Source organism: Nocardia cyriacigeorgica (genome assembly GCF_029868385.1).
Lineage (GTDB): Bacteria > Actinomycetota > Actinomycetes > Mycobacteriales > Mycobacteriaceae > Nocardia > Nocardia cyriacigeorgica_F.
This window is the reverse complement of sequence record NZ_JARWNX010000007.1, coordinates 1-19,487: the sequence shown is the minus strand read 5'-3', so window position 1 is coordinate 19,487 and position 19,487 is coordinate 1. Positions and strand designations below refer to the sequence as shown.

At 66.2% G+C, this 19,487-nt stretch carries 20 protein-coding genes; 12 read left to right on the top strand and 8 right to left on the bottom strand.

Annotation, left to right across the window (positions count from 1 at the left end; genetic code table 11):
- Positions 1-364 (bottom strand): AMP-binding protein (locus QH168_RS00395; protein WP_280232323.1); only part of this gene is annotated, 364 nt, incomplete at its 3' end.
- A gap of 7 nt (positions 365-371) precedes the next feature.
- Between QH168_RS00395 and QH168_RS00390 the strand changes: the two genes are divergently transcribed.
- Together QH168_RS00390 and QH168_RS00385 are read left to right on the top strand one after the other, a co-directional pair.
- Positions 372-1,286 carry a D-alanyl-D-alanine carboxypeptidase family protein gene (locus tag QH168_RS00390; RefSeq protein ID WP_280232322.1) on the top strand — a complete coding sequence of 305 codons (915 nt, stop codon included), beginning with the start codon at positions 372-374 and terminating at the stop codon, positions 1,284-1,286.
- 180 nt (positions 1,287-1,466) lie between these two features.
- Positions 1,467-2,489 (top strand): NADP-dependent oxidoreductase, encoded by a 1,023-nt coding sequence (locus tag QH168_RS00385; RefSeq protein WP_280232321.1) that lies wholly within the window; start codon positions 1,467-1,469, stop codon positions 2,487-2,489.
- Between the two features lie 223 nt (positions 2,490-2,712).
- On the opposite strand, the gene QH168_RS00380 is transcribed toward QH168_RS00385, so the two are convergent.
- Positions 2,713-4,257 (bottom strand): acyl-CoA carboxylase subunit beta, encoded by a 1,545-nt coding sequence (locus QH168_RS00380; RefSeq protein WP_280232319.1) that lies wholly within the window; start codon positions 4,255-4,257, stop codon positions 2,713-2,715.
- Positions 4,258-4,794: 537 nt separating this feature from the next.
- On the opposite strand from QH168_RS00380, the gene QH168_RS00375 reads away from it, so the two are divergent.
- The 3 genes from QH168_RS00375 (at position 4,795) to QH168_RS00365 (ending at position 6,550) form a co-directional block, all read left to right on the top strand.
- Entirely contained in the window at positions 4,795-5,388 is a 594-nt protein-coding gene (locus tag QH168_RS00375) for a cysteine hydrolase (RefSeq protein ID WP_280232317.1), read from the top strand.
- Between the two features lie 167 nt (positions 5,389-5,555).
- Positions 5,556-5,798: a hypothetical protein gene (locus QH168_RS00370; RefSeq protein WP_280232315.1), complete on the top strand. Its 243-nt coding sequence runs from the start codon at positions 5,556-5,558 to the stop codon at positions 5,796-5,798.
- 95 nt (positions 5,799-5,893) lie between these two features.
- The gene (locus QH168_RS00365; RefSeq protein ID WP_280232313.1) at positions 5,894-6,550 is read left to right on the top strand and encodes a serine protease; all 657 of its coding nucleotides are present in this window, start codon (positions 5,894-5,896) and stop codon (positions 6,548-6,550) included.
- 52 nt (positions 6,551-6,602) lie between these two features.
- Here the strand turns inward: QH168_RS00365 and QH168_RS00360 are convergent, their stop codons facing one another.
- Positions 6,603-7,697 (bottom strand): helix-turn-helix transcriptional regulator, encoded by a 1,095-nt coding sequence (locus QH168_RS00360; RefSeq protein WP_280232312.1) that lies wholly within the window; start codon positions 7,695-7,697, stop codon positions 6,603-6,605.
- Between the two features lie 591 nt (positions 7,698-8,288).
- Here QH168_RS00360 and QH168_RS00355 point away from each other — a divergent pair.
- The 6 genes from QH168_RS00355 to QH168_RS27630 all read left to right on the top strand — a co-directional run bounded on the left by QH168_RS00355 (position 8,289) and on the right by QH168_RS27630 (position 14,101).
- Positions 8,289-9,284 carry an alpha/beta hydrolase gene (locus tag QH168_RS00355; RefSeq protein ID WP_280232325.1) on the top strand — a complete coding sequence of 332 codons (996 nt, stop codon included), beginning with the start codon at positions 8,289-8,291 and terminating at the stop codon, positions 9,282-9,284.
- Between the two features lie 136 nt (positions 9,285-9,420).
- Positions 9,421-10,014, top strand: a complete 594-nt coding sequence (locus QH168_RS00350; protein WP_280232311.1) for a hypothetical protein — start codon at positions 9,421-9,423, stop codon at positions 10,012-10,014.
- A gap of 26 nt (positions 10,015-10,040) precedes the next feature.
- Positions 10,041-10,673 carry a DUF2461 domain-containing protein gene (locus tag QH168_RS00345; protein WP_280232310.1) on the top strand — a complete coding sequence of 211 codons (633 nt, stop codon included), beginning with the start codon at positions 10,041-10,043 and terminating at the stop codon, positions 10,671-10,673.
- A 120-nt stretch (positions 10,674-10,793) separates the two neighbouring features.
- Positions 10,794-13,700 carry a UPF0182 family protein gene (locus QH168_RS00340; RefSeq protein ID WP_280232309.1) on the top strand — a complete coding sequence of 969 codons (2,907 nt, stop codon included), beginning with the start codon at positions 10,794-10,796 and terminating at the stop codon, positions 13,698-13,700.
- Entirely contained in the window at positions 13,693-13,881 is a 189-nt protein-coding gene (locus tag QH168_RS27635; RefSeq protein ID WP_432421005.1) for a hypothetical protein, read from the top strand. The genes QH168_RS00340 and QH168_RS27635 overlap by 8 nt, the downstream gene beginning before the upstream one ends.
- A gap of 16 nt (positions 13,882-13,897) precedes the next feature.
- A complete protein-coding gene (locus tag QH168_RS27630; RefSeq protein WP_432421004.1) occupies positions 13,898-14,101 on the top strand; it encodes a hypothetical protein in 204 nt (67 codons plus the stop codon).
- 269 nt (positions 14,102-14,370) lie between these two features.
- Here QH168_RS27630 and QH168_RS00330 read toward each other — a convergent pair whose 3' ends face one another.
- From QH168_RS00330 to QH168_RS00310, 5 genes are all read right to left on the bottom strand, one after another.
- Positions 14,371-15,306 carry an alpha/beta hydrolase gene (locus QH168_RS00330; RefSeq protein ID WP_280232308.1) on the bottom strand — a complete coding sequence of 312 codons (936 nt, stop codon included), beginning with the start codon at positions 15,304-15,306 and terminating at the stop codon, positions 14,371-14,373.
- A gap of 64 nt (positions 15,307-15,370) precedes the next feature.
- A complete protein-coding gene (locus QH168_RS00325; protein WP_280232307.1) occupies positions 15,371-16,978 on the bottom strand; it encodes a polyamine aminopropyltransferase in 1,608 nt (535 codons plus the stop codon).
- Positions 16,978-17,403: a DUF350 domain-containing protein gene (locus tag QH168_RS00320; protein ID WP_280232306.1), complete on the bottom strand. Its 426-nt coding sequence runs from the start codon at positions 17,401-17,403 to the stop codon at positions 16,978-16,980. The genes QH168_RS00325 and QH168_RS00320 overlap by 1 nt, the downstream gene beginning before the upstream one ends.
- 47 nt (positions 17,404-17,450) lie before the next feature.
- Positions 17,451-17,894: a DUF4247 domain-containing protein gene (locus QH168_RS00315; RefSeq protein ID WP_280232305.1), complete on the bottom strand. Its 444-nt coding sequence runs from the start codon at positions 17,892-17,894 to the stop codon at positions 17,451-17,453.
- Complete coding sequence (locus tag QH168_RS00310; RefSeq protein ID WP_280232304.1) at positions 17,891-18,547, bottom strand: DUF4178 domain-containing protein; 657 nt, start codon at positions 18,545-18,547, stop codon at positions 17,891-17,893. Before QH168_RS00310 ends, QH168_RS00315 begins: the two co-directional genes overlap by 4 nt.
- Positions 18,548-18,719: 172 nt before the next feature.
- Here QH168_RS00310 and QH168_RS00305 point away from each other — a divergent pair.
- On the top strand, positions 18,720-19,487 hold a 768-nt coding region (locus tag QH168_RS00305), incomplete at its 3' end, for an aminotransferase class V-fold PLP-dependent enzyme (RefSeq protein WP_280232302.1).

The window sequence follows — 19,487 nt, the reverse complement described above, 5'->3', positions numbered from 1 at the left end:
CCGCGGTGCCGAGTACCCAGCCGACTGTGGTGCCCTCGACGTCCTCCCGGACCTGTTGCACATCGCGGTCGGTGGTGATGATCCCGACCCGTTCGGCATCGGTGACCAGTTCGCGGAGTTCGCGGCTGCGATACATCGGGTTGAGAAGGAGGGCGATCGCGCCGAGTTTCCAGAGGGCGAGCAGGACGGGCGCGTAGTGCGGGATGTTCTGGAGGTGGATGCCCGCCCGCTCGCCGTGGCCCACATAGCGGTCGGCGAAAGCGGTTGCGGGTGTGTTGGCGAGGCCGGATATCGCGTCGACCAGCAGTTGAGCGGCAACGATCAGATAGGAAATCCCACTATTCGGTGAAATCAGGCGGCACAATGTCCCGATGCGAACCTATATCCGCGCACTACCGGCGGTTGTCGCCGCGGTGCTCGTTGTTTTCGCGCCTACTGCCGCCGCGGCTCCGGTTGCGGGCGGCTCGAATGCTCAGGCTCCCTTTCCGGTGGCTCTGCAACCCGACGGCATTCAGGCGCGGGGTGCGGCGCTTGCGGAGGGGAATACGGGGGTGATCGTGTGGTCTCGGCAGGCGGATGTTCGGGTTCCGGTTGCCAGTCTCACGAAGGTTATGACGGCGGTGGTTGTGCTCGAGGCGGGGGATCTGGAGCGGGCGATCACGGTGCCGCAGTCCGCTATCGACGCGTCTGCTGCGCATGGTGGCAGTAATGCCGGGCTGGTTGCCGGTGAGGTGCTGACTGCGCGGCAGTTGGTGTACGCGATGATGCTGCCGTCTGGTTGCGATGCCTCTTACGCCCTGGCGGAGGCATTTGGGCCCGGTCGTGACGCGTTCGTGGCCAAGATGAATGCCACGGCGCAGCGGTTGGGGATGGGGAATACGCATTTCACCGATCCCAGCGGGCTGCCTGTTCCCGATGATTTCGCTACGTATTCGACGCCTGCTGATCTGGTGCGGCTGGGTCGTCATGCGATGGGTGACGCGGTTTTTCGGGAGATCGTCGGGACGCGGATCTATCATCAGGCCGCCGGGGGCGCGAATCGGGCGCATGTCTGGGAGAACACCAACGATCTGCTGCACCAGTATCCGGGTACTACGGGGATCAAGACCGGGTCTACGAACGCCGCGGGGACCTGCTTGCTTTTCGAAGCGCGTCGGGGAGCGCAGCGGCTGATCGGGGTCGTGCTGCACAGCTCACCGGATGATCTCGATGCCGCGACGGCCGACGCGGAACGGATCATGAACTGGGGCTTTCTGCCGGTCCTCAGTTCACTGCCGGTCGGCTGACGGGACCTCGGTCGCTCCGGTACGGCTTCACCGGTGAGTTATTGCGCCGCACGAGGTGAAGGTGAAAGCCGCCCGTCGCTGACATGGTTCGGCATGCCCTACAGAATGCGAGCTTCCTATGCGGTCACCGGATAGCAAATGGCTCGATGGGCGGCCGAGCGGTGATCTAGCATCGCGCGGGTGACAGATGCGGTGAATCGGCAGTGGATCGTGCGGCAGCGGCCGGAGGGCGCGGTGCGGGACGAGGATTTCGAGCTGATCGCCGGGCCGGTGCCGGTTCCCGGCGAGGGGAAAGCCCTGGTCAGGGTGCACTGGCTGGGGATCGATCCCACGCAGCGGGGCTGGCTGAACGACGCCGACAATTACATCGACGCCGTCCCGGTCGGTGCGGTGATGCGAGGTAGCGGTATCGGGGAAGTCGTTCGCTCGGACGATCCGCGGTATCCGGTTGGCAGCTGGGTCGCGGGGATGGTGGGGTGGCAGGACTACACCGTGACGTCCGAAGGCGGCTTGTTCGGGCTGAATGTGATTCCCGATGGTCTGCCGTCGACATTCATGCTGAGTCTGTTCGGAGCGCCCGGCCTGACCGCGTACTTCGGCATGACGGACATCGGCCGTCCTGAGCCGGGGCAGACGGTGCTGGTGTCGGCTGCGGCCGGAGTGACCGGATCCATCGCGGGCCAGATAGCGAAGGTGTTGGGCTGCACGGTGATCGGGATCGCGGGTGGTCCGCGTAAATGTTCCTGGATCACCGATCGGGCGGGTATGCACGCGGCTATCGATTATCAGAACGATGACGTCGATGCCTGCTTGACTCGTCTGGCGCCGAACGGTATCGACGTCTTCTTCGACGGTGTCGGCGGGCGCATCCTGGAAACCGGTCTGGCGCATCTCGCGCGCCATGCTCGTGTCGTGCTGGCCGGAGCCATCTCGACCGGCTACCAGGGCACCGATCCTTCGTGCGGTCCACGGAACTACATGCGGCTTGCCCTCGACCGAGGGCGCATGGAAGGCTTCATCTTCCTCGACTACCTGGACCGTTTCCCGGAAGCTTTCACCGCTTTGCGTCAGTGGCACGACCGCGGAGACATCACGATCGCCGAAACCGTGAGCAGCGGGCTGGAATCCGCACCGAGTGCCTTACGGGCGGTGTTCGAGGGCGGCAATCTCGGCAAACAGTTGGTTCGGATCGTGCAACCGTGAACCGCGGGCGCGCCGTCTGTCCGTCATGGATTACGACGGACAGACGGCGCGCCTGGGGCATCTGTCCGACACGCGGATCGAATCCCGACCGCGGAGTCGAACGGCACTGCGGGGTGCGCGGCCGGACCGGAAATCCGCACCGAGGTCACCGTGTTTCGTGGATGTCGCGTTCAGCCCGCGGTTCATCGACGATCGACGTTGCGCACCACCGGCCCAACGCCCCTCACAGCGGCAACAGGTGATGCTTGCGCGGGTACCGAATGACCTGCTTGTCGCGCAGCAGGTTCAGTGCACGCCGCAGTTCCAGGCGGGTCGCCGACGGCTCGATGACGGTGTCGATGTACCCGCGTTCGGCCGCGATCCACGGGGTCGCGATGGTCGCGTTGTAGAAGTCGATCATCTGCTGACGGATCGTGGCGCGCTGATCCTCGGGGGTCGCGTCGAGGACCTTGCGCTGGGTCAGGCCGACGGCGCTTTCGGCGCCCATGACCGCGATGCGGGCGGTGGGCCAGGCCAGGTACATATCGCAGCCGAGGGCCTTGGCGCCCATCACGGCCCAGCCGCCGCCGTAAGCCTTGCGGACCACGACTGTCACCTTGGGGACGGTGGCCTCGACGTAGGCGAACAGGAATCGGCCGCCGCGCTTGATGACGCCCGCCTTCTCCTGCTCCACGCCAGGCAGGAAGCCGGGGGTGTCGACCACCAGCACGAGCGGGATTTCGAAGGCGTTGCAGATGTGGATGAAGTGGGAGGCCTTGTCGCTGGCTTTGGCGTCGAGCGCGCCCGCGAGCACGGTGGGCTGGTTGGCGACCACACCGACCGGTCGGCCGTCGACGCGGGCGAAGCCGGTGATCAGGTTCTTGGTGGCGGCCGCGCCGATCTCGTGGAACTCGCCGTCGTCGAAGATTCGCAACAGCACATCGTGCATGTCGTAGACGGCGTTGTCCGAGTCGGGGATGAGGGTGTTGAGCGTCAGGTCGGATTCGGTGATCTCCGGCTCCAGGCCGGGGTTCACGATCGGCGGCAGTTCGACGGCACTGGACGGCAGGTAGCTCAGGTAGTTGCGGACCCACGCGAAGGCGGCGGGCTCGTCCTTGGCGACATGGTGGATATTGCCGTAGGCGGCCTGGTTGTAGGCGCCGCCCAGCTCCTCCATATCGACTTTCTCGCCGAGCGCGTCTTCGATGATCTTGGGGCCGGTGACGAACATGTGCGCGCTCTCGGTGGCGACCACGACGTCGGTACAGATCGGCTGGTACACGGCACCGGCAGCGCAGTTGCCGAGGATGAGCGACACCATCGGCACCGAACCCGACAGCGGCTCCATCTTGGTGGCCAGCTCGCCGTACCACCGCAGCGAGGTGACGGCTTCCTGGACGCGCGCGCCGCCGGAATCGTTGATGCCGACCAGCGGGCAGCCCATCTTCCCCGCCAGCTCCATGATCGCGGCGACCTTGCGGCCGAACATCTCGCCGATGGTGCCGCCGTAGACGGTCTGGTCATGGGAGAACACCGCGACGGGCCGCCCGTCGACCAGACCGCGCCCGGTGACCACACCGTCGCCGTAGAGGGAGTCCTTGTCGTTGGGGTTGCGCACCAGCGCGCCCAGCTCGACGAAGGTGCCCGGATCCAGCAGCATGTCGATGCGATCGCGGGCCGACGGTATGCCCTTGCGTGCGCGTTTGGCGGCTCCCGCCTCGCCGGCCGGCTCCTGCGCGATCTCGAGCCGCTTTCGCAGGTCGGCAAGTTTGTCGGCGGTAGTACTCATCGATTTACATCCAGATTTGTCAGCGGGAACACCGCACCGTGATCGGGGGCGGATGCTACCGTACCCGGCGCCGCGGCCGATTGGAGTTCCCAGGCATGCGGGCTCCAACCATCCGGCATCTCCCGACCGGAGAATCCTCGGCCACGCCATCCCGAAGAAGAGCCACGTTCTCCACCACAGCGGTGTCTTCACCGAGCTTCGTCCCCCACAACCCCTCGGTGTCCTGGGGCAGCCATCCCTCGCACGGGACGAACCGGAACCACACCTTGATCTTGTCGCCCACGCTGTAGGTCATGAGTCAACGACCTCGGGGTGTCTGCCATCGGGGCCAACCAGATGAGAACCACCCGCCCCCGCGAAGCCTTGCCCGTGTCAGGTCGGCTGTGCTGACGATGCGAAGCGGCGACCATGGAGCCTGGTGCGCGTGCGCCGACGCGAATGATTCTGGGCGAGAGCTGGTCTCCGCGATCGCGCTCACCACCCGCGCGATCTACGCTGTCCCGCAGTGATCCGTCAGTCGACGAGATGGAGGTCCAGGTGTTCGATCGTGACCGTACTGTCGTCCTCGCGCTGCACTGGCAGGTGAATGTGATCCGGCCCGAGGGGTTCTTCGGGGCGATGTTGGCCGCGCCGGTCGCGGCCAGTGGGGTGGTGGGTCGGGCTGCCGGGTTTCATGGGGCCGCGCGGGAGGCGGGGGTGCCGGTGGTGTTCACCCGGTTCACCATTCCCGAGGGGGAGGGCGCGCTGGTCCGCAATACCGGGTTCATGCGGGCGGTGGGGGAGGCGCAGGAGGCGTTCCGGCCCGAATCGGTGGGGGCTCAGCTGATACCGGAGATGGTGGGACAGGCGGTGGAGGTGTTCGACAACCAGAAGCTGTCGGGTCTGTCCGGTTCCGGCCTTGCCGAATGGTTGACGGTGCAGGGGATCGACACGGTATTGCTGACGGGTGTCGCCACCAACCTCACCGTCGAACAGACCGCGCGCCACGGCACCGACCTCGGATTCACCGTGCATCCGATCGCCGACTGCACGGCGGCGGCCGACCCGGCCGTCCACGCGGCCTCACTCGCCAACCTCGAGTTGGTCACCGACGGTTGTCTGTCCGCGCGCCAGATTCTGGAACGACTATAAGAACAGCTTGTCGTTTTTCCCGACCCGATGACTTTTTCGGTCTCGATGATCTCATCTCATCTGTTCGCATGAGGATTTTCCGCACGAACGGTGCTGTGCTGAATATTGTGGCAACCCGGTGAGCCGGGTCGACCATGGCCAAGATTGCTGACAGTAAGGGAAAAGTCATGACTAGCACCAAGGTTCGCTCTGCAATAGCAGCAGCGGCGTGCGCGCCGCTGATCGCGATGGGCGCCGGCGTAGCCACCGCGGCACCGGCCGCGGATCCCGCTCCCGCACCAGTCGCACCGGTTCCGGCCGATGTCCAGCCGGCCGTGCTGTCACCGTTCCTCACGATTCCGGGCGCATTCCTCGCGTGTGGGATCGTGCTGATCACGGTGCCGATCCTCTTCCCGGTGTGTGTCGTCTGATCCGACCGATGCCAGGACCGAGGGGAAACGAGGGCACTCTCGTACTCTGATTCGGGAGTGCCCCCTGATCCTCGGCCGACCACCTTGGGAGAGTCATGTTGGGAAGATTCCTGCTCGTGCTCGCGGCCACTGTGCTCGGCCTGGCATGCACGACCATCGGGAGTGCGCAGGCAGCGCCCCCGGTAGTACTCGGCGGCGGCTCTGGCATCGTCTTCGACGACGGCGCCACGTGTTCGCTGACCACCATCGGATGGGATGACACCGGCCAGATGGTCGGATTCACCGCAGGCCACTGCAACCAGCCCGGCGCGGGCGTTTCCGCCGAAGCCGACCCCGAAGCGGGTCCGGTGGGCACGATGGCCTATGTCAACAAAGAACTCGATTACGCCGTGATCCGCTTCGACGCGGACAAGGTGATACCGGTGAACCGCATCGGTTCGACCACGATCACCGATATCGGCGTACCGGCGCAATTCCCCGCGATCGCCTGCAAGGAAGGCCGCACGACCGGACAGACCTGCGGTTTGGTGTACGGCGACGTGTTCTCCACAGCGACCTGGACGCTCACCCAGATCTGTGTGCTCGTCGGTGACTCCGGCGGACCCGTTGTCGTCGGCTCGACGCTGGTGGCCCTGGTGAACGGATACGTTTCGGTTCCGTGCATCGGCCCGCATGTGGGCGTCAACTTCACCCGAGTCCTCGATGACGTCGCGATGCGCGGCGGTATCGGCGTCGGCTTCCGGCCGGTCTGACGCCACGACCCAGGCGATCCATCCGCGAAGGCCGATATCGGAAAGTCCGCTGTCACTGCGCGGCGATAGCGCTCGACAGCAGCAGGCGCACCAGCTCCGCCTGCCGATGCGTCCCGGTCTTGACGAAGATGTGCTGCAAATGTGTCCGCGCGGTGAACAGCGACACCGAGAGCTGGTCGGCGACCGCGGGTAGTCCGTCACCGCGCATCACACCCATCGCGACCAGTGTTTCGGCATCGGTGAGCCCGTACAGATCGTGCAGCGTCGTCGGCTGCGGTTCGGGATCGTGATCGGGATCGATGACGAGCAGCAGCACGGCTCGATGCCGGGGCGGACCGTCGCCGGTGAGATCGTCGAGCGGTGACACCCGCACGACGAGAGGTCGTTTGCCGGAGGGGCGGGTGATCGCGACACTGCCGCTGGACTGTTCGGGGCCCGCGGCGTCGCGGATCAATCGGCTCAGTCTGGCCTGATTGGTCGACGGGGTCGCGCGCAGCCGTCCCGAACTGTCGGCGGCGAGCCCGTCGCCGTGGACGGTGATGTCCTCGGCCATGGAATTGGCGAAGATCACCGCGGCGTCCGAGGTCACGATCATGATCCCGTACTGCGCCTTCTCCAGCGTCGCGAGCGCGAACGCGCGTTCACGGGTCAGCTGGACCATTGTCGACTGGGTGTGCAGCGCTTGGCCGAGGTGCGGCGCCAGTACGTGCAGGAGTGCGCGGCCCGCGGAATGGCGGGCGACGTCGACCTGTTCCGGCATGGTCAGGCAGATCCATGAGGAGGGCGTATCGCGGCTCAAGCGGGCGATGAAACTGTTGGCCAGGTCGCGGCGACTCTCGGCGTCCGCTCCGTTTCCGTCGGTCGGCAGGCCGAAGACTTCGTCGCTGGTGATGGCGACGCCGACGGGAAGACGCTGGATGCTGTCGGCGGCTCGGACGATGTGCTGATGGATATCGTCGCCGAACCCGCCGCCCGCCGTCTTGACCACGAACTGCCCGGTGGGAGGCTCGGCGATGACGAGGAACCCGCGCACCGCACCGAAGGCGGTCGCGATATCGGCGATCACACTGTCCCAACGTGGTGTGCTCGAGCCGGAATCGTAGATTCCGGCGATCAAGTCCGAGAACCGTTGGAGTGTGATCGACATCGTGGTTCCTCCTCGGCCGGAGAAAGCATGCACGGTGGCGATCATGCGGCACTCGCCACCTAAGTGGCTTTCCAACCGTGGAATTGTAGTCGATCTTCGTATACTTCGATATTTTTGTCAGTCATCGTCGAAATCGCCCCGAATCGCGTGGATGGCACCGCGAGTGACAGCACATCGCCGTGTCGCCACGGCTCGAAATGTATCAACTCGCAGGAGGTTTCGGGGAGGATGCGAACGGGCATCCTCATATTGTGTCGATAAAGGGTGAAATTCGTACCTCGAGTACGGGAAATGCTGACAATATTCACTCGAGTATCGAATCGGACATATGAGATGGCTTGCAAATCTTGTTCATCCGACAGTTCGATGAATTTCCGTCCGTGAAATGCGTGAATATCGACACGATGCTAATTCGGCCAACTTTCACGCGCATTCCGAGGTGGGTCACCCCTGTCCGATACGCCGTATTCGGCCGACCGGCAGGTCGGCGGCGATCCCCGACACGCCAGCGGCGCGTCGGCGACATTCCCATGGGCGGTGGCGGCGTAAATTGATTATCTTCGGTAACTTTCAGTCGATTCGGTGGGAGGTATGCGAGTGGCCGGGGTGGCGCAGTCCGGGAACGAACGATTGATCGGTGGATGGCCGAGGCGGGCGCTCGCGCTCGTCCTGGCGCTCGTGCTGATGTCGGCGGTGGCGGCCGTGGCCGGTGCCGCACCGTTGCGGTCGCCGGTACGGGCTCCGGCGGGCGGGTTCGAGGAACTGTTCGTGCCGTCGAGCATGGGCCCGATCAAGGTCCAGGTGCAGTGGGCGGCGCGCGGCGGAAGCGCGGCGCTCTACGTGCTGGACGGATTGCGTGCCCCGCACGATCACAGCCAATGGACCAGCGATACCGACGCGCTGCGCCAGTTCGCGGGCGATAACGTCACCCTGGTGTTTCCGGTCGGCGGCCGGTCGAGCTTCTACACCGACTGGTACCGGCCCAGCCGCACCAACGGCCAGCAGATCACCTATAAATGGGAGAGCTTCCTGACCAGGGAACTACCCGCGTTCCTGGCCGGATACGGGGTGTCGCGCACCAACAACGCCGTCGTCGGCGCCTCCATGGGCGGCAATGCCGCGCTCATCCTGGCCGCCTACCACCGCGATCAGTTCCGATTCGCCGGATCGTTCTCGGGATTCGTCAACCCCACCTTCCCGCTGTGGAGCGAGGCGATGCGGGCGGCGATGTGGGATGAAGGCCAGTTCAACCCCGACGATATGTGGGGCCCGCCCGGAGACCCGGCCTGGAGTCGAAACGATGCCACCACACAGGCCGAACGGCTGCGCGGACTTCCGATCTACGTCACCAGCGGTAACGGCCTGCCCGGTCCGCTCGACCTGCCCAACGGTGTGGGCAACACGGTGAACGCGATGGGCCTCGAGGTGCTGACCATGATCGCCGCGCAGATCTTCCGCGATCGCGCCGCGGCGCTGGGCATCCCCGCCCGCGTCGATATCGGCAACGGCACCCACGTATGGCCCTACTGGCAGCAGGCGCTCGCCAACGCACGGCCGATGATCCTCGACGCCCTGGGCGCGCGCTGAGTATCGGATATCGGCTGCCTCGGGCCGTCGGCGCCTCAGGAGTGGGGGCACGCACAGAACGGTCCGGCGAACGTCGGCTCGTAGGGTGAACATCACCGAGCAGAACAGATGCGGTGCGGAGAGGTTCGAGGCGCTAATGGGTGACTATTTCGAGCGGATCGTCGATATCGAGGTGTCGGCCGAGGACGCGCAGGCAACGGCGGCGCGGATGCTGGATTGGCTGGTCGCGCGTGAGCTGCTGACGTGGGAGATGTCCGGCGAGCGGATGTACAGCCTCCAGGTCGATGAAGGCCATCTCCCTGGATCGCGATGGCAGCAGGTCACCCAGGATTGGGGCAGCGACTGGATTCCGGGGCCCGTCGCCGTGATCATCGGGCGCGAGGATCATTTCGGCGGACAGGGCGAGAGCGAAGCTGAATCGGCCACCTGTCCGAGCTGTGCGACCACCACCGTGATCATCGACTACCCGCAGCGGTGGGAGGCCGATCCCGAGGTGTGGCGCCCCTTCGAGCAAGCGATCGATGAATGGAAGCGGACCGGCACGGGTACGGTCGCGTGCCGGCACTGCGGCACCGGGCACCCGGTCACCGAATGGCTGTGGCCCTCCGGGACCGCTCTCGGCGCATTGGCTTTCGACTTCTGGAGTTGGCCGCCGCTGACCGATGCCTTCCTCGACGAGTTCACCGCACAGCTCGGACACCGCACCGACCACCACACCGGCAAGTTCTGACGGCGCGAGGGGCATATCTTCTAACCATGGGTCGATTCGGTGGGTTTCCGTTCGCCGGTCTGGACTTCTACGAGGACCTCGAGGCCGACAACTCGAAGACGTTCTGGACCGCGCACAAACAGGTCTATGAGGAGATGGTGCGAGCGCCGATGATGGCGCTGATCGAGGAGTTGGAGGCCGATTTCGGGACGGCCAAACTGTTCCGCCCCTACCGTGACGTGCGGTTTTCCAAGGACAAATCGCCGTACAAGACCCATCAGGGTGTCGTGGTCGCCGCGGCGCCCGGCGTCGGGTGGTACGTGCAGATCGGCGCGGCGGGGCTGTTCGTGGCCGGTGGGTTCTACGCCGGATCGCCGGATCAGCTGGCCCGGTTGCGCGCCGCGATCGACGACGAGGTGCGTGGGCCGGAACTGGCCGCGATCCTCGACGGGCTCACCGCGAGCGGATACGAGATCGGTGGCGACCGGTTGAAGACCAAGCCGAAGGGCTACGACGCCGACCATCCGCGCATCGAGCTGCTCCGGCACAAATCGCTGACCACCCATCGAGACTTCGGTGCACCCGACTGGTTGCCGACCCCGCGCACCGCCACCGAGGTTCGTGCGGCCTGGGAGGTGCAGCGTCCGCTGGTCGAATGGCTCGCCGCCGTGGTCGGGTAGGTCGGTCGGGGGCTCGAAGCGAGCGAACCCGCCGCACGGGCCCGGCCGGTAGGATCGGACCCAGACGGCCCGTGTCGGCCACCCACCCATCGGCCGACCGCAGCCACGGGAGAGTGGGTGATGAGCACACGCGAGCTGCCCAGCTGGCGGCGGTTGCCTCGCAGCGTTCGGTTGCTGGTGATCACCGTGGCGATGCTCGTCGTGCTGGTCGCGGTGGTGCCCCGGCTGATCGGTGTGTACATCGGCTGGTTGTGGTTCGGTGAAGTCGGCTACCGCGAGGTCTGGCGCACCGTGCTGGTCACCCGCCTGATCCTGTTCGTGGTGGTCGGCGTGTTCGTCGGCGGCGTGGTGTTCACGGCGATGTGGTTCGCGTACCGACACCGGCCGCTAATGCTCGTCGACGCGGGGCGCGAGGACTATCTGCTGCCCTATCGCCGTGTGGTGCTGCGCCGGGCGCGGTGGTTCGGCCTCGGTATCGCCGCCGCGCTCGGATTGATCTGCGGTCTGATCGGCCAGTCGCGGTGGATGACGGTGCAGCTGTTCCTGCACGGCGGACCGTTCGGTATCGAGGACCCCGAATTCGGTCACGACATCGGATTCTTCGTCTTCGATCTGCCGTTCTACCGGCTCGTGGTGAGCTGGTTGTTCGCCACCGTCGTGCTCGCCTTCCTGGCCTGCCTCGCGACGCACTACCTGCTCGGCGGCCTGCGGCTGACGGGCAAGGCGCCGGGACTCACCACCGCGGCCCGCGTACAGCTCGCCGTATGGGCCGGTGTGTTCATCCTGTTGAAGGCCATCGCGTACTGGCTCGACCGCTATGCGCTGTTGTCGAGCCAGAGCCGCGAACCCACCTTCGCCGGTGCCGGGTACACCGATATCAACGCGGTCCTCCCGGCCCGGCTGATCATGTTCGCAATCGCCATCATCTGCGCCGCCGCCGTCTTCTCCGCGGTGGTGGTGCGGGATCTGCGCATCCCGGCGATGGCCGCCGCGCTGCTGGTGCTGTCCTCGGTGCTGGTCGGCGGGGTGTGGCCATTGGCCGTCGAACAACTCTCGGTCCGGCCCAATGCCGCCGATAAGGAACGCGGCTACATCGAACGCAATATCGCCGCGACGCGGCAGGCCTACGGGATCGGCGCCGACCGGGTGGAGTATCAGCCGTATCCGGGGATCGGCACCTTGGCGCCACCGCAGGTGCCCGCGGACGCGACCACCATCGCCAATGTGCGGCTGCTCGACCCGAACGTGCTCTCGCGCACCTTCACCCAGCAACAGCAGTTGAAGAATTTCTACAGCTTCCCCGACCAACTCGACCTGGACCGCTACCGCATCGACGGGCAGTTGCGCGATTACGTGGTCGCGGCCAGAGAACTGACACCGAGCGCGCTGAGCGCCAATCAGCGGCACTGGGTCAACCGGCATACCGTGTACACCCACGGCAACGGGTTCGTCGCCGCACCCGCCAACCGGGTCAATGCCGCGGTCCGCGATGCGGCCGGTGACGCGGAGAGCAGCAACAGCGGCTATCCGATCTACACCGTCAGCGATATCGCCAGCGGCGCCACCGGCCAGCAGGTGATTCCCGTAGAGCAGCCGCGGATCTATTTCGGCGAGGTGATCGCGCAGGCCGAGCAGGACTACGCCATCGTCGGCGGCGGCACCGAACCCCGCGAATACGACACCGACAACACCAAATACACCTACACCGGGGCGGGTGGGGTGCCGATCGGGAACTGGCTCGATCGGATGGCGTTCGCTGTGACCTACGCCGAACGCAACATCATCTTCTCCGATGCGATCGACGCCGATTCGAAGATCATCTTCAACCGCGATCCCCGCCATCGCGTCGAACTGGTTGCGCCATGGTTGACCACCGACAACGACCCCTATCCCGCGGTGGTGGACGGCCGGATCGTGTGGATCGTGGACGCGTACACCACGATCGATGGCTATCCGTACGCCAAGCGCAGCTCGCTCGAGGCGCTCGCCGCAGGCAACGACCCCGAAGGCGGACCCTTCGAGGAGATCTCCTATGTGCGCAATTCGATCAAGGCCACCGTCGACGCCTACGACGGCACCGTGACGCTCTACCAGATCGACCGGGACGACCCGGTGCTGCAAGCGTGGATGAACATCTTCCCCGGCACGGTAGAACCGCCGGAGGCGATCAGTGCGGAACTGCGCGCCCACTTCCGGTATCCGGAGGACCTGTTCGCCATCCAACGCGAGATGCTGGCCAAATATCACGTCGACGAGCCGCGAGAGTTCTTCACCACCAACGCTTTCTGGTCGGTGCCGAGCGATCCGACGGTGGAGACCAATCCGCACCAGCCGCCGTTCTACGTGTTGCAAGGCGATCCGGAGACCGCCGATCCGTCCTTCCGGCTCGCCAGCGCCATGGTGGGCTTCAACCGGGAATTCCTGTCCGCCTATATCTCCGTCGAATGCGATCCCGAGAACTACGGCCGGTTCACCATCTTGCAGCTGCCCACCGACACCCTCACCCAGGGCCCGCAGCAGATCCAGAATTCGATGATCTCCGACACCAGAGTGGCCTCCGAACGCACGCTGTTGGAGCGGTCGAACCGCATCCAGTACGGCAACCTGCTCACGCTGCCGATCGCCGAAGGTGGTGTGCTGTATGTGGAACCGCTGTTCACCGAGCGGATCTCGACCGCGGCGAACGGTTCCACCTTCCCCCAGCTGGCGCGCATGCTGGTCAGTTACCGCGATCCGGGCACCGGCGGCGTCCGGGTGGGCTACGCCCCGACACTCGCCGAGGCGCTCGATCAAGTCTTCGGCCCCGAGACCGGCAATCTCGCCACCGCACCCGGCGGCGGGCCCGGTGCACCGCCGCCACCGGGCCGGCCTCGTCCGGCGCCGCCGCCGGGAGCACCGCAGGAACAAGCCCCGCCACCGGTGGACGAAGCGACCATCGCCGAACTCAACGCACAGATCGACGCCATCCGTGCCGCCCTCGACCGCATCCAGCAGCAGGTGAACGGACTCCAGCGGCCCGGTGGATGACCCGGACGCGATCGTCGGCCGTATACCGCCGCTCATCGCACCACCACACCAGTTCGACGCCGCCACCACGCTGACACCTGGCGAATCCGGCGTCCCAACGGGCCGGACCACCGCCGACTACGCCCATATGGTCGGCCCGTTCGGCGGCGTCACGGCCGCGACCCTGCGGCGTTCGGGGTGACCCGGTCTCGCGCACGGTGAACTTCGCCGGACCGATCGCCGACGGTCTACTACCCCCACCGACGCCGCCGCCTTCGCCGCGCAGGGCGACCGTCCCGTGCTCGCCACGGGCACACGCACAGCACTTCGGTGGCGGGTATTTCGACCCGACCGGACAGCTGTGGAGCGCTGACGCAACGCTGCTCGCCACCACTCATCAGATGGTGTATTTCACCGCCTGACATCGATATCGGATCGGGCGGCTCGAGGTCTTGACTGGCGCCGAATCCGGAGGACACTGGATATATACCGGAACACCGAAGAGTGTGACGCGTTCGATGGAGACGTCCAGAAAACGGTGGTCATACGATTCAAGATCCGGCCAGGCCCCCGGCAAGCCAGTCGAACAACCGGAGCCATCAGCGACGACTGAGGTTCATGGATTCGATGGAGACTACCGGGGACTGCTCTGTTCAGGGGGAATTCTCAACGGCCCCCGGTAGCCCGGATCTCACGCCCCGATCGCGCGAGCCAGCTGCGGCCACGAATCGTGCAGATCGGCTTCGAACTGGCCCCAGGTATGCGAGCCGGCATCACGATTGATATGCGTCGCCGGGATGCCGAGCGATGCGAGCCGACCCGCGAACGCGCCCGTACAAGCGCTGGCGATGGCCTCCACCGGCGGCATCGGGAGTCCACGATCGACCGCACCCGGAATACCGGACGCCGCCGACAGATAGATCGACTTCCCCGCCAGCCGATGCGCGTTGAGGAACGCGTCGTGCGCACGCCACCCCTCGCCACCCGGCATGCCCCAGACATTGCCCGGATTGCCGCCACCACGCATGACCTGCGCCGAGGCGAACGAGACGCCCGCCGGATCGGTCGCCCACGGGCAACCGCTGTAGGCCGCGACCGCGGAGTACAGCGGGCCGCCCTGGATGGCCAGATCGATCGCGGACGCGGCGCTCATCGACACACCGGCAATGGCGTTGCGGCCGCTCGCGCCCAGGCGAGCGTCCAGGACACCGGGCAGTTCCTGCGTCAGATAGGTCTGCCATTTGACGCGGCCCATCGCCGGATCATCGGCCATCCAATCGGTGTAGAGGCTGAACGCGCCACCCACCGGCATCACCACGTTCACGTTCTTACCGGCGAAGAACTGTGCGACATCGGTATCGTCCCACCAGGAGATGCCGTCGAGGCCGCCGCCGGCGCCGGTCAGCAGATACAACGTCGGCGCACCGGCGCCCGCCGCGCGGATCACCCGATTGGTCACCACCCGATCCATCGCGGGCGAATACACATCGATCTGTGAAACACGATGCCCGATGGGGGATTCGGCCACCACCCTGGTTCCCGCGGGTGCGGCCGCCGCGGGCGAGACCAGCGCGGCCGATACAGCGACAGCACAGACGATGAGCGCCAAGAGCTTCGATGTCTTCACTCTTCCGTTGTACCGTCCCGGCGTCCGTCGATCGAGAACCACACGCCGCGAGCGCCCATCGAGCTCACTGCCATTCCCCGCGTTCCAGATCCAGGATCCGCGGATGCATCAGGGTGGACGGCTTCTCGCCGGTATCGCGGCGATCCGGGGCGAACACCGCGGCGGCGGCCAGACTCGACCGGTCGATCGACCGCAGCGGCGCGGGCGGATCCAGCTCCAGGCGCGGTTCGGTCTCGCGGGTGGCGAGCACGAAACCCCAGTCGCCGAAGCTCGGCACGTCGACGTGATACGGCAGCGTCCGCAGTCCGGCGGCGCGCACGGTGGCGTCGATACACCAGAACGAACGCGGCGCGAAGAACGGCGAACCCGCCTGCACCACCATGGTGGCACCGGGCGCCATCGCGCCCGCGGCCAGCGCGTAGAACTCGGTGGAATACAGCTTGGCGATGGAGGTCTGGTCCGGGTCGGGCAGATCGATGAGGACGGCGTCGAACTGTCCCGGCGCCTCACGCAACCAGGAGAAGGCGTCGGCGGTGATCACGCGGACACGCGGATCGTCGAAGGAACGCTCGTTCAACGAGGTGATGCGCGGATCGGTGCGGGCCAGTCGGATCATCTCGGGATCCAGTTCCACCAGCGTCACCGAGGCCACATCGGGGTACGTCAGGATCTCCCGCAACGCGAGGCCGTCACCGCCGCCGAGCACCAGCACATGGCCGCGCGCACCCGCCAGCGCCGGATGCACCAGCGCCTCGTGATAGCGGTACTCGTCGACCGAGGAGAATTGCAGATCCCCGTTGAGGAACAGCCGGGTATCGGTGGTGCCGAACGGCGACAGCGATTCGGTGAGCACTATCTGCTGATAGGGCGTCTGTTCGCGCCAGACGATCGGATGCGCGAACAACGCCTGCTGCGCCGTCGCCTCGAACCGGTCGGCATACAGGTAGCTGCCCACCAGCACCGCCGCCACCAGCACGGTCAGCGCACCGAGCAGCCACCGGGCGCCGCGCCGCAGATCGTCGCGGAACCATACGACGATCAATGCCAACCCCGCCAGCGCGTTGACCACACCGACGATGAGGCTGCCGCGGATCTGGCCGAACATCGGCAGCAGCAGGAACGGAAACGCCAGACCGCCGAGCAGCGCGCCCACATAGTCGGCGGCGAACAGATCGGCCACCGCGCTACCCGCGGCCTGTCGACGGATCCGCTGGAGCAGCTCCATCAGCAGCGGGATCTCCGCGCCGATCAGCGCGCCGATGACGATCGAGATCACCACCAGCGCCGCGGTGTAGAGGTCGAGCCAGGCGTAGGCGGCATACAGTGCGAGCACCGACAGACCACCGACGGTGGCCAGCGCCAGCTCGACCCCCACGAACGCGGCGGCCGGACGATGACGCAGCGGTTTCGCCGCCAGCGCGCCCAGACCCATCGCGCACACCATCACGCTCAGGGTGATCGAGGCTTGCGCGGCGGTATCGCCGATCAGATAGCTGCCGAGGGTGACCAGCGACAGCTCGTACACCAGTCCGCACGCGGCGCAGACGAAGACGGTGGCGAGCAGCGCGATCCGGGCGAACCGCTGTCGCGGCCCGGCACCGGCGCCCGGCGCGTTCCCGGTATCGGCGGTGCCGGTATCGGTCGGGTCCTCGGTGTGGGCCGCGGCGGGCACTAGGTCAGGCTCGCCGCCACCACGGCGGCGACGGCGATGTGCAGGGCCGCGCTGACCCATACGCCGGGATGCAGGTCCTTCTCGGTGACCACGCCACGGAACTCACCAGGGGTGGCCAGATCCAGCAGCAGGAACGCCACGGCCATCGCGGCCAGGCCGATCACGCCGTACAGCGCGCTGGAGGCCAGTGCCGTGCCGATCGCGCCCTGTGAGGTCCAGATGGCGGTGGCGACGATCATGCCGACGCCGAGCAGATTCGCCGAGACCAGCAGCGCCGCGTTGCGGTTGCGTTCGACCCAGATCTGCCGGCGCAGGTTGCCCGGCGTGAGTATGTCCACGATGACGAATCCGAGCGCCATCAGTGCGATCCCGACTCCGCAGTACGCGAGCGCGGCGCCCGCGTCCGCGGGGAGATCTTCGAGCATATTGTCCTCCTGAGCCGGATGGTCGGTCGGTAGTGATGCCGGATGGGCTATTTGCCGTCGCCGCTGCCGCCGCCGCGGAAACCGCCACCGGATCCGCCGCCGCTACTGGCCCAGCCGTAGCCGCCCACATAGTGGGCGTGCCTGCGATGTCCGGTGCTGTAGTCGTCGACCAGGATCTTGGCTCCGCCCTGGTACGGGGTGACGGCGACGATGTCGTCGCGGTATTGCAGGAAGATCTTGTCCTCGGTGCTGCGCTTGTCCAGCGGCCGCACCGCATCGGCGATCTCGTTCGCCACCGCCGGCGCCGCGGCCGTTGCGGTGTAGGCGAGGCCGTTGTTCGGTTCGTCGAGGGCGGCGGCGCGGGTGTAGTTGTCGGCGATGTAATCGCGTGGGTCATCGCTGTCACCGACGCGGACGATGAGGGCGAACACCAGCGCGAGAGCCACGATCACCGAGATGATGCCGGTGATCAGCCAGGCGGTTCGGCTCACGACGGCTGCTGCGGGTAGATCATGACGGCGCTGCGGTTGAGCACCTGCCCGAGGGTGCCCTCTTTGCGTCCGGCGTCGCCGAACTCCTCGAACGACAGTTTGGTGCCGTCGTCGGCGACGTAATCGTGGTAGGTCAGCACACCGCTGGCCGCGAGGCCGGTGGTGGCTTCACTGGCGAATCGCGCGTTGCCGGTCTCTTCCAGGCGGAAGCGTTTGCCCTCGTGGTCGAGTTCGGTCGGTCCGGGTGCGGGCAGACCGGCGGTTTCGGTCCACAGCACGAGTTCCAGATCGGGGTCTTCCTCGACCGAGAGCCAGTGGTGGACGTCGTCGGCGTTGTCGAGCAGGTGTTCGGCCCACTGGTAGCCGCCCTCGGTCAGGCGGAGGGTGCCGCGCACGGTGTAGGTCTGGCCGAAGATATCGACGATGTCACCGGCCTTCAACGCGCGCGGGTCGCCGCGCAGGGCGTCGGCGTCCTTGTCGGCGAACGGGTCCACCGGCACGGGCGGATCGGCCTGCGTCTGTGCGCGCTTTTCCTTGCTGAGCTTGTACACCATGTAGAACGAGACGCACGCAAGGACGATGACCACGATCAGCGCGACGATCAAGAATGCGGTGATGACAACCCCTCCCGGTCCGAACTCCTGGGGGACCATAGCACTCTTGCGGGCTCTCGGGGTCGGGCAGCGGCGCGCTGACCACCGTTGGGTTCAAGCTGAACACAACCCTCGTCATCGGGTGCTGGCGTTTCTACCGTGATGCGCGGTGACCACCGGATAACCGGCTTTCCGCCTGATCGGCAACCGCAACCAGAGGAGCATCGCCCCGATGACCGAATCCGTCCCACCGGCCGACCCGACCGCCGAGTGGAGCTTCGAGACCAAGCAGATCCACGCCGGGCAGGCGCCGGACTCGACGACCAACGCCCGCGCGTTGCCGATCTACCAGACCACGTCCTACGCCTTCCGTGATACCGATCATGCGGCGGCGTTGTTCGGGTTGGCCGAGCCGGGCAATATCTACACCCGCATCATGAACCCCACCCAGGACGTGGTGGAGCAGCGGATCGCGGCCCTGGAAGGGGGTGTGGCGGCGCTGCTGTTGGCGTCGGGGCAGGCGGCGGAGACGTTCGCGATCTTGAACCTGGCGGGGGCGGGTGATCACATCGTGTCGAGCCCGCGGTTGTACGGCGGCACCTACAACCTCTTCCACTATTCGCTGCCGAAGTTGGGTATCGAGGTGTCCTTCGTCGAGGATCCGGATGATCTGGAGCAGTGGAAGGCGGCGGTGCGCCCGAATACCAAGGCGTTCTACGGTGAGACGGTATCGAACCCGCAGAACCACATCTTCGACATTCCGGGTATCGCGGAGGTGGCGCATGCGGCGGGTGTGCCGTTGATCGTGGACAACACGGTCGCGACGCCGTATCTGATTCAGCCGTTGGCGCACGGCGCCGACATCGTGGTGCATTCGGCCACGAAATACCTCGGTGGGCACGGTGCCGCGGTCGCGGGGGTGATCGTCGATGGCGGCAGCTTCGACTGGCGTGTCACCGACACCGACGGGCAGTCGCGGTTCCCGGGGTTCACCACCCCC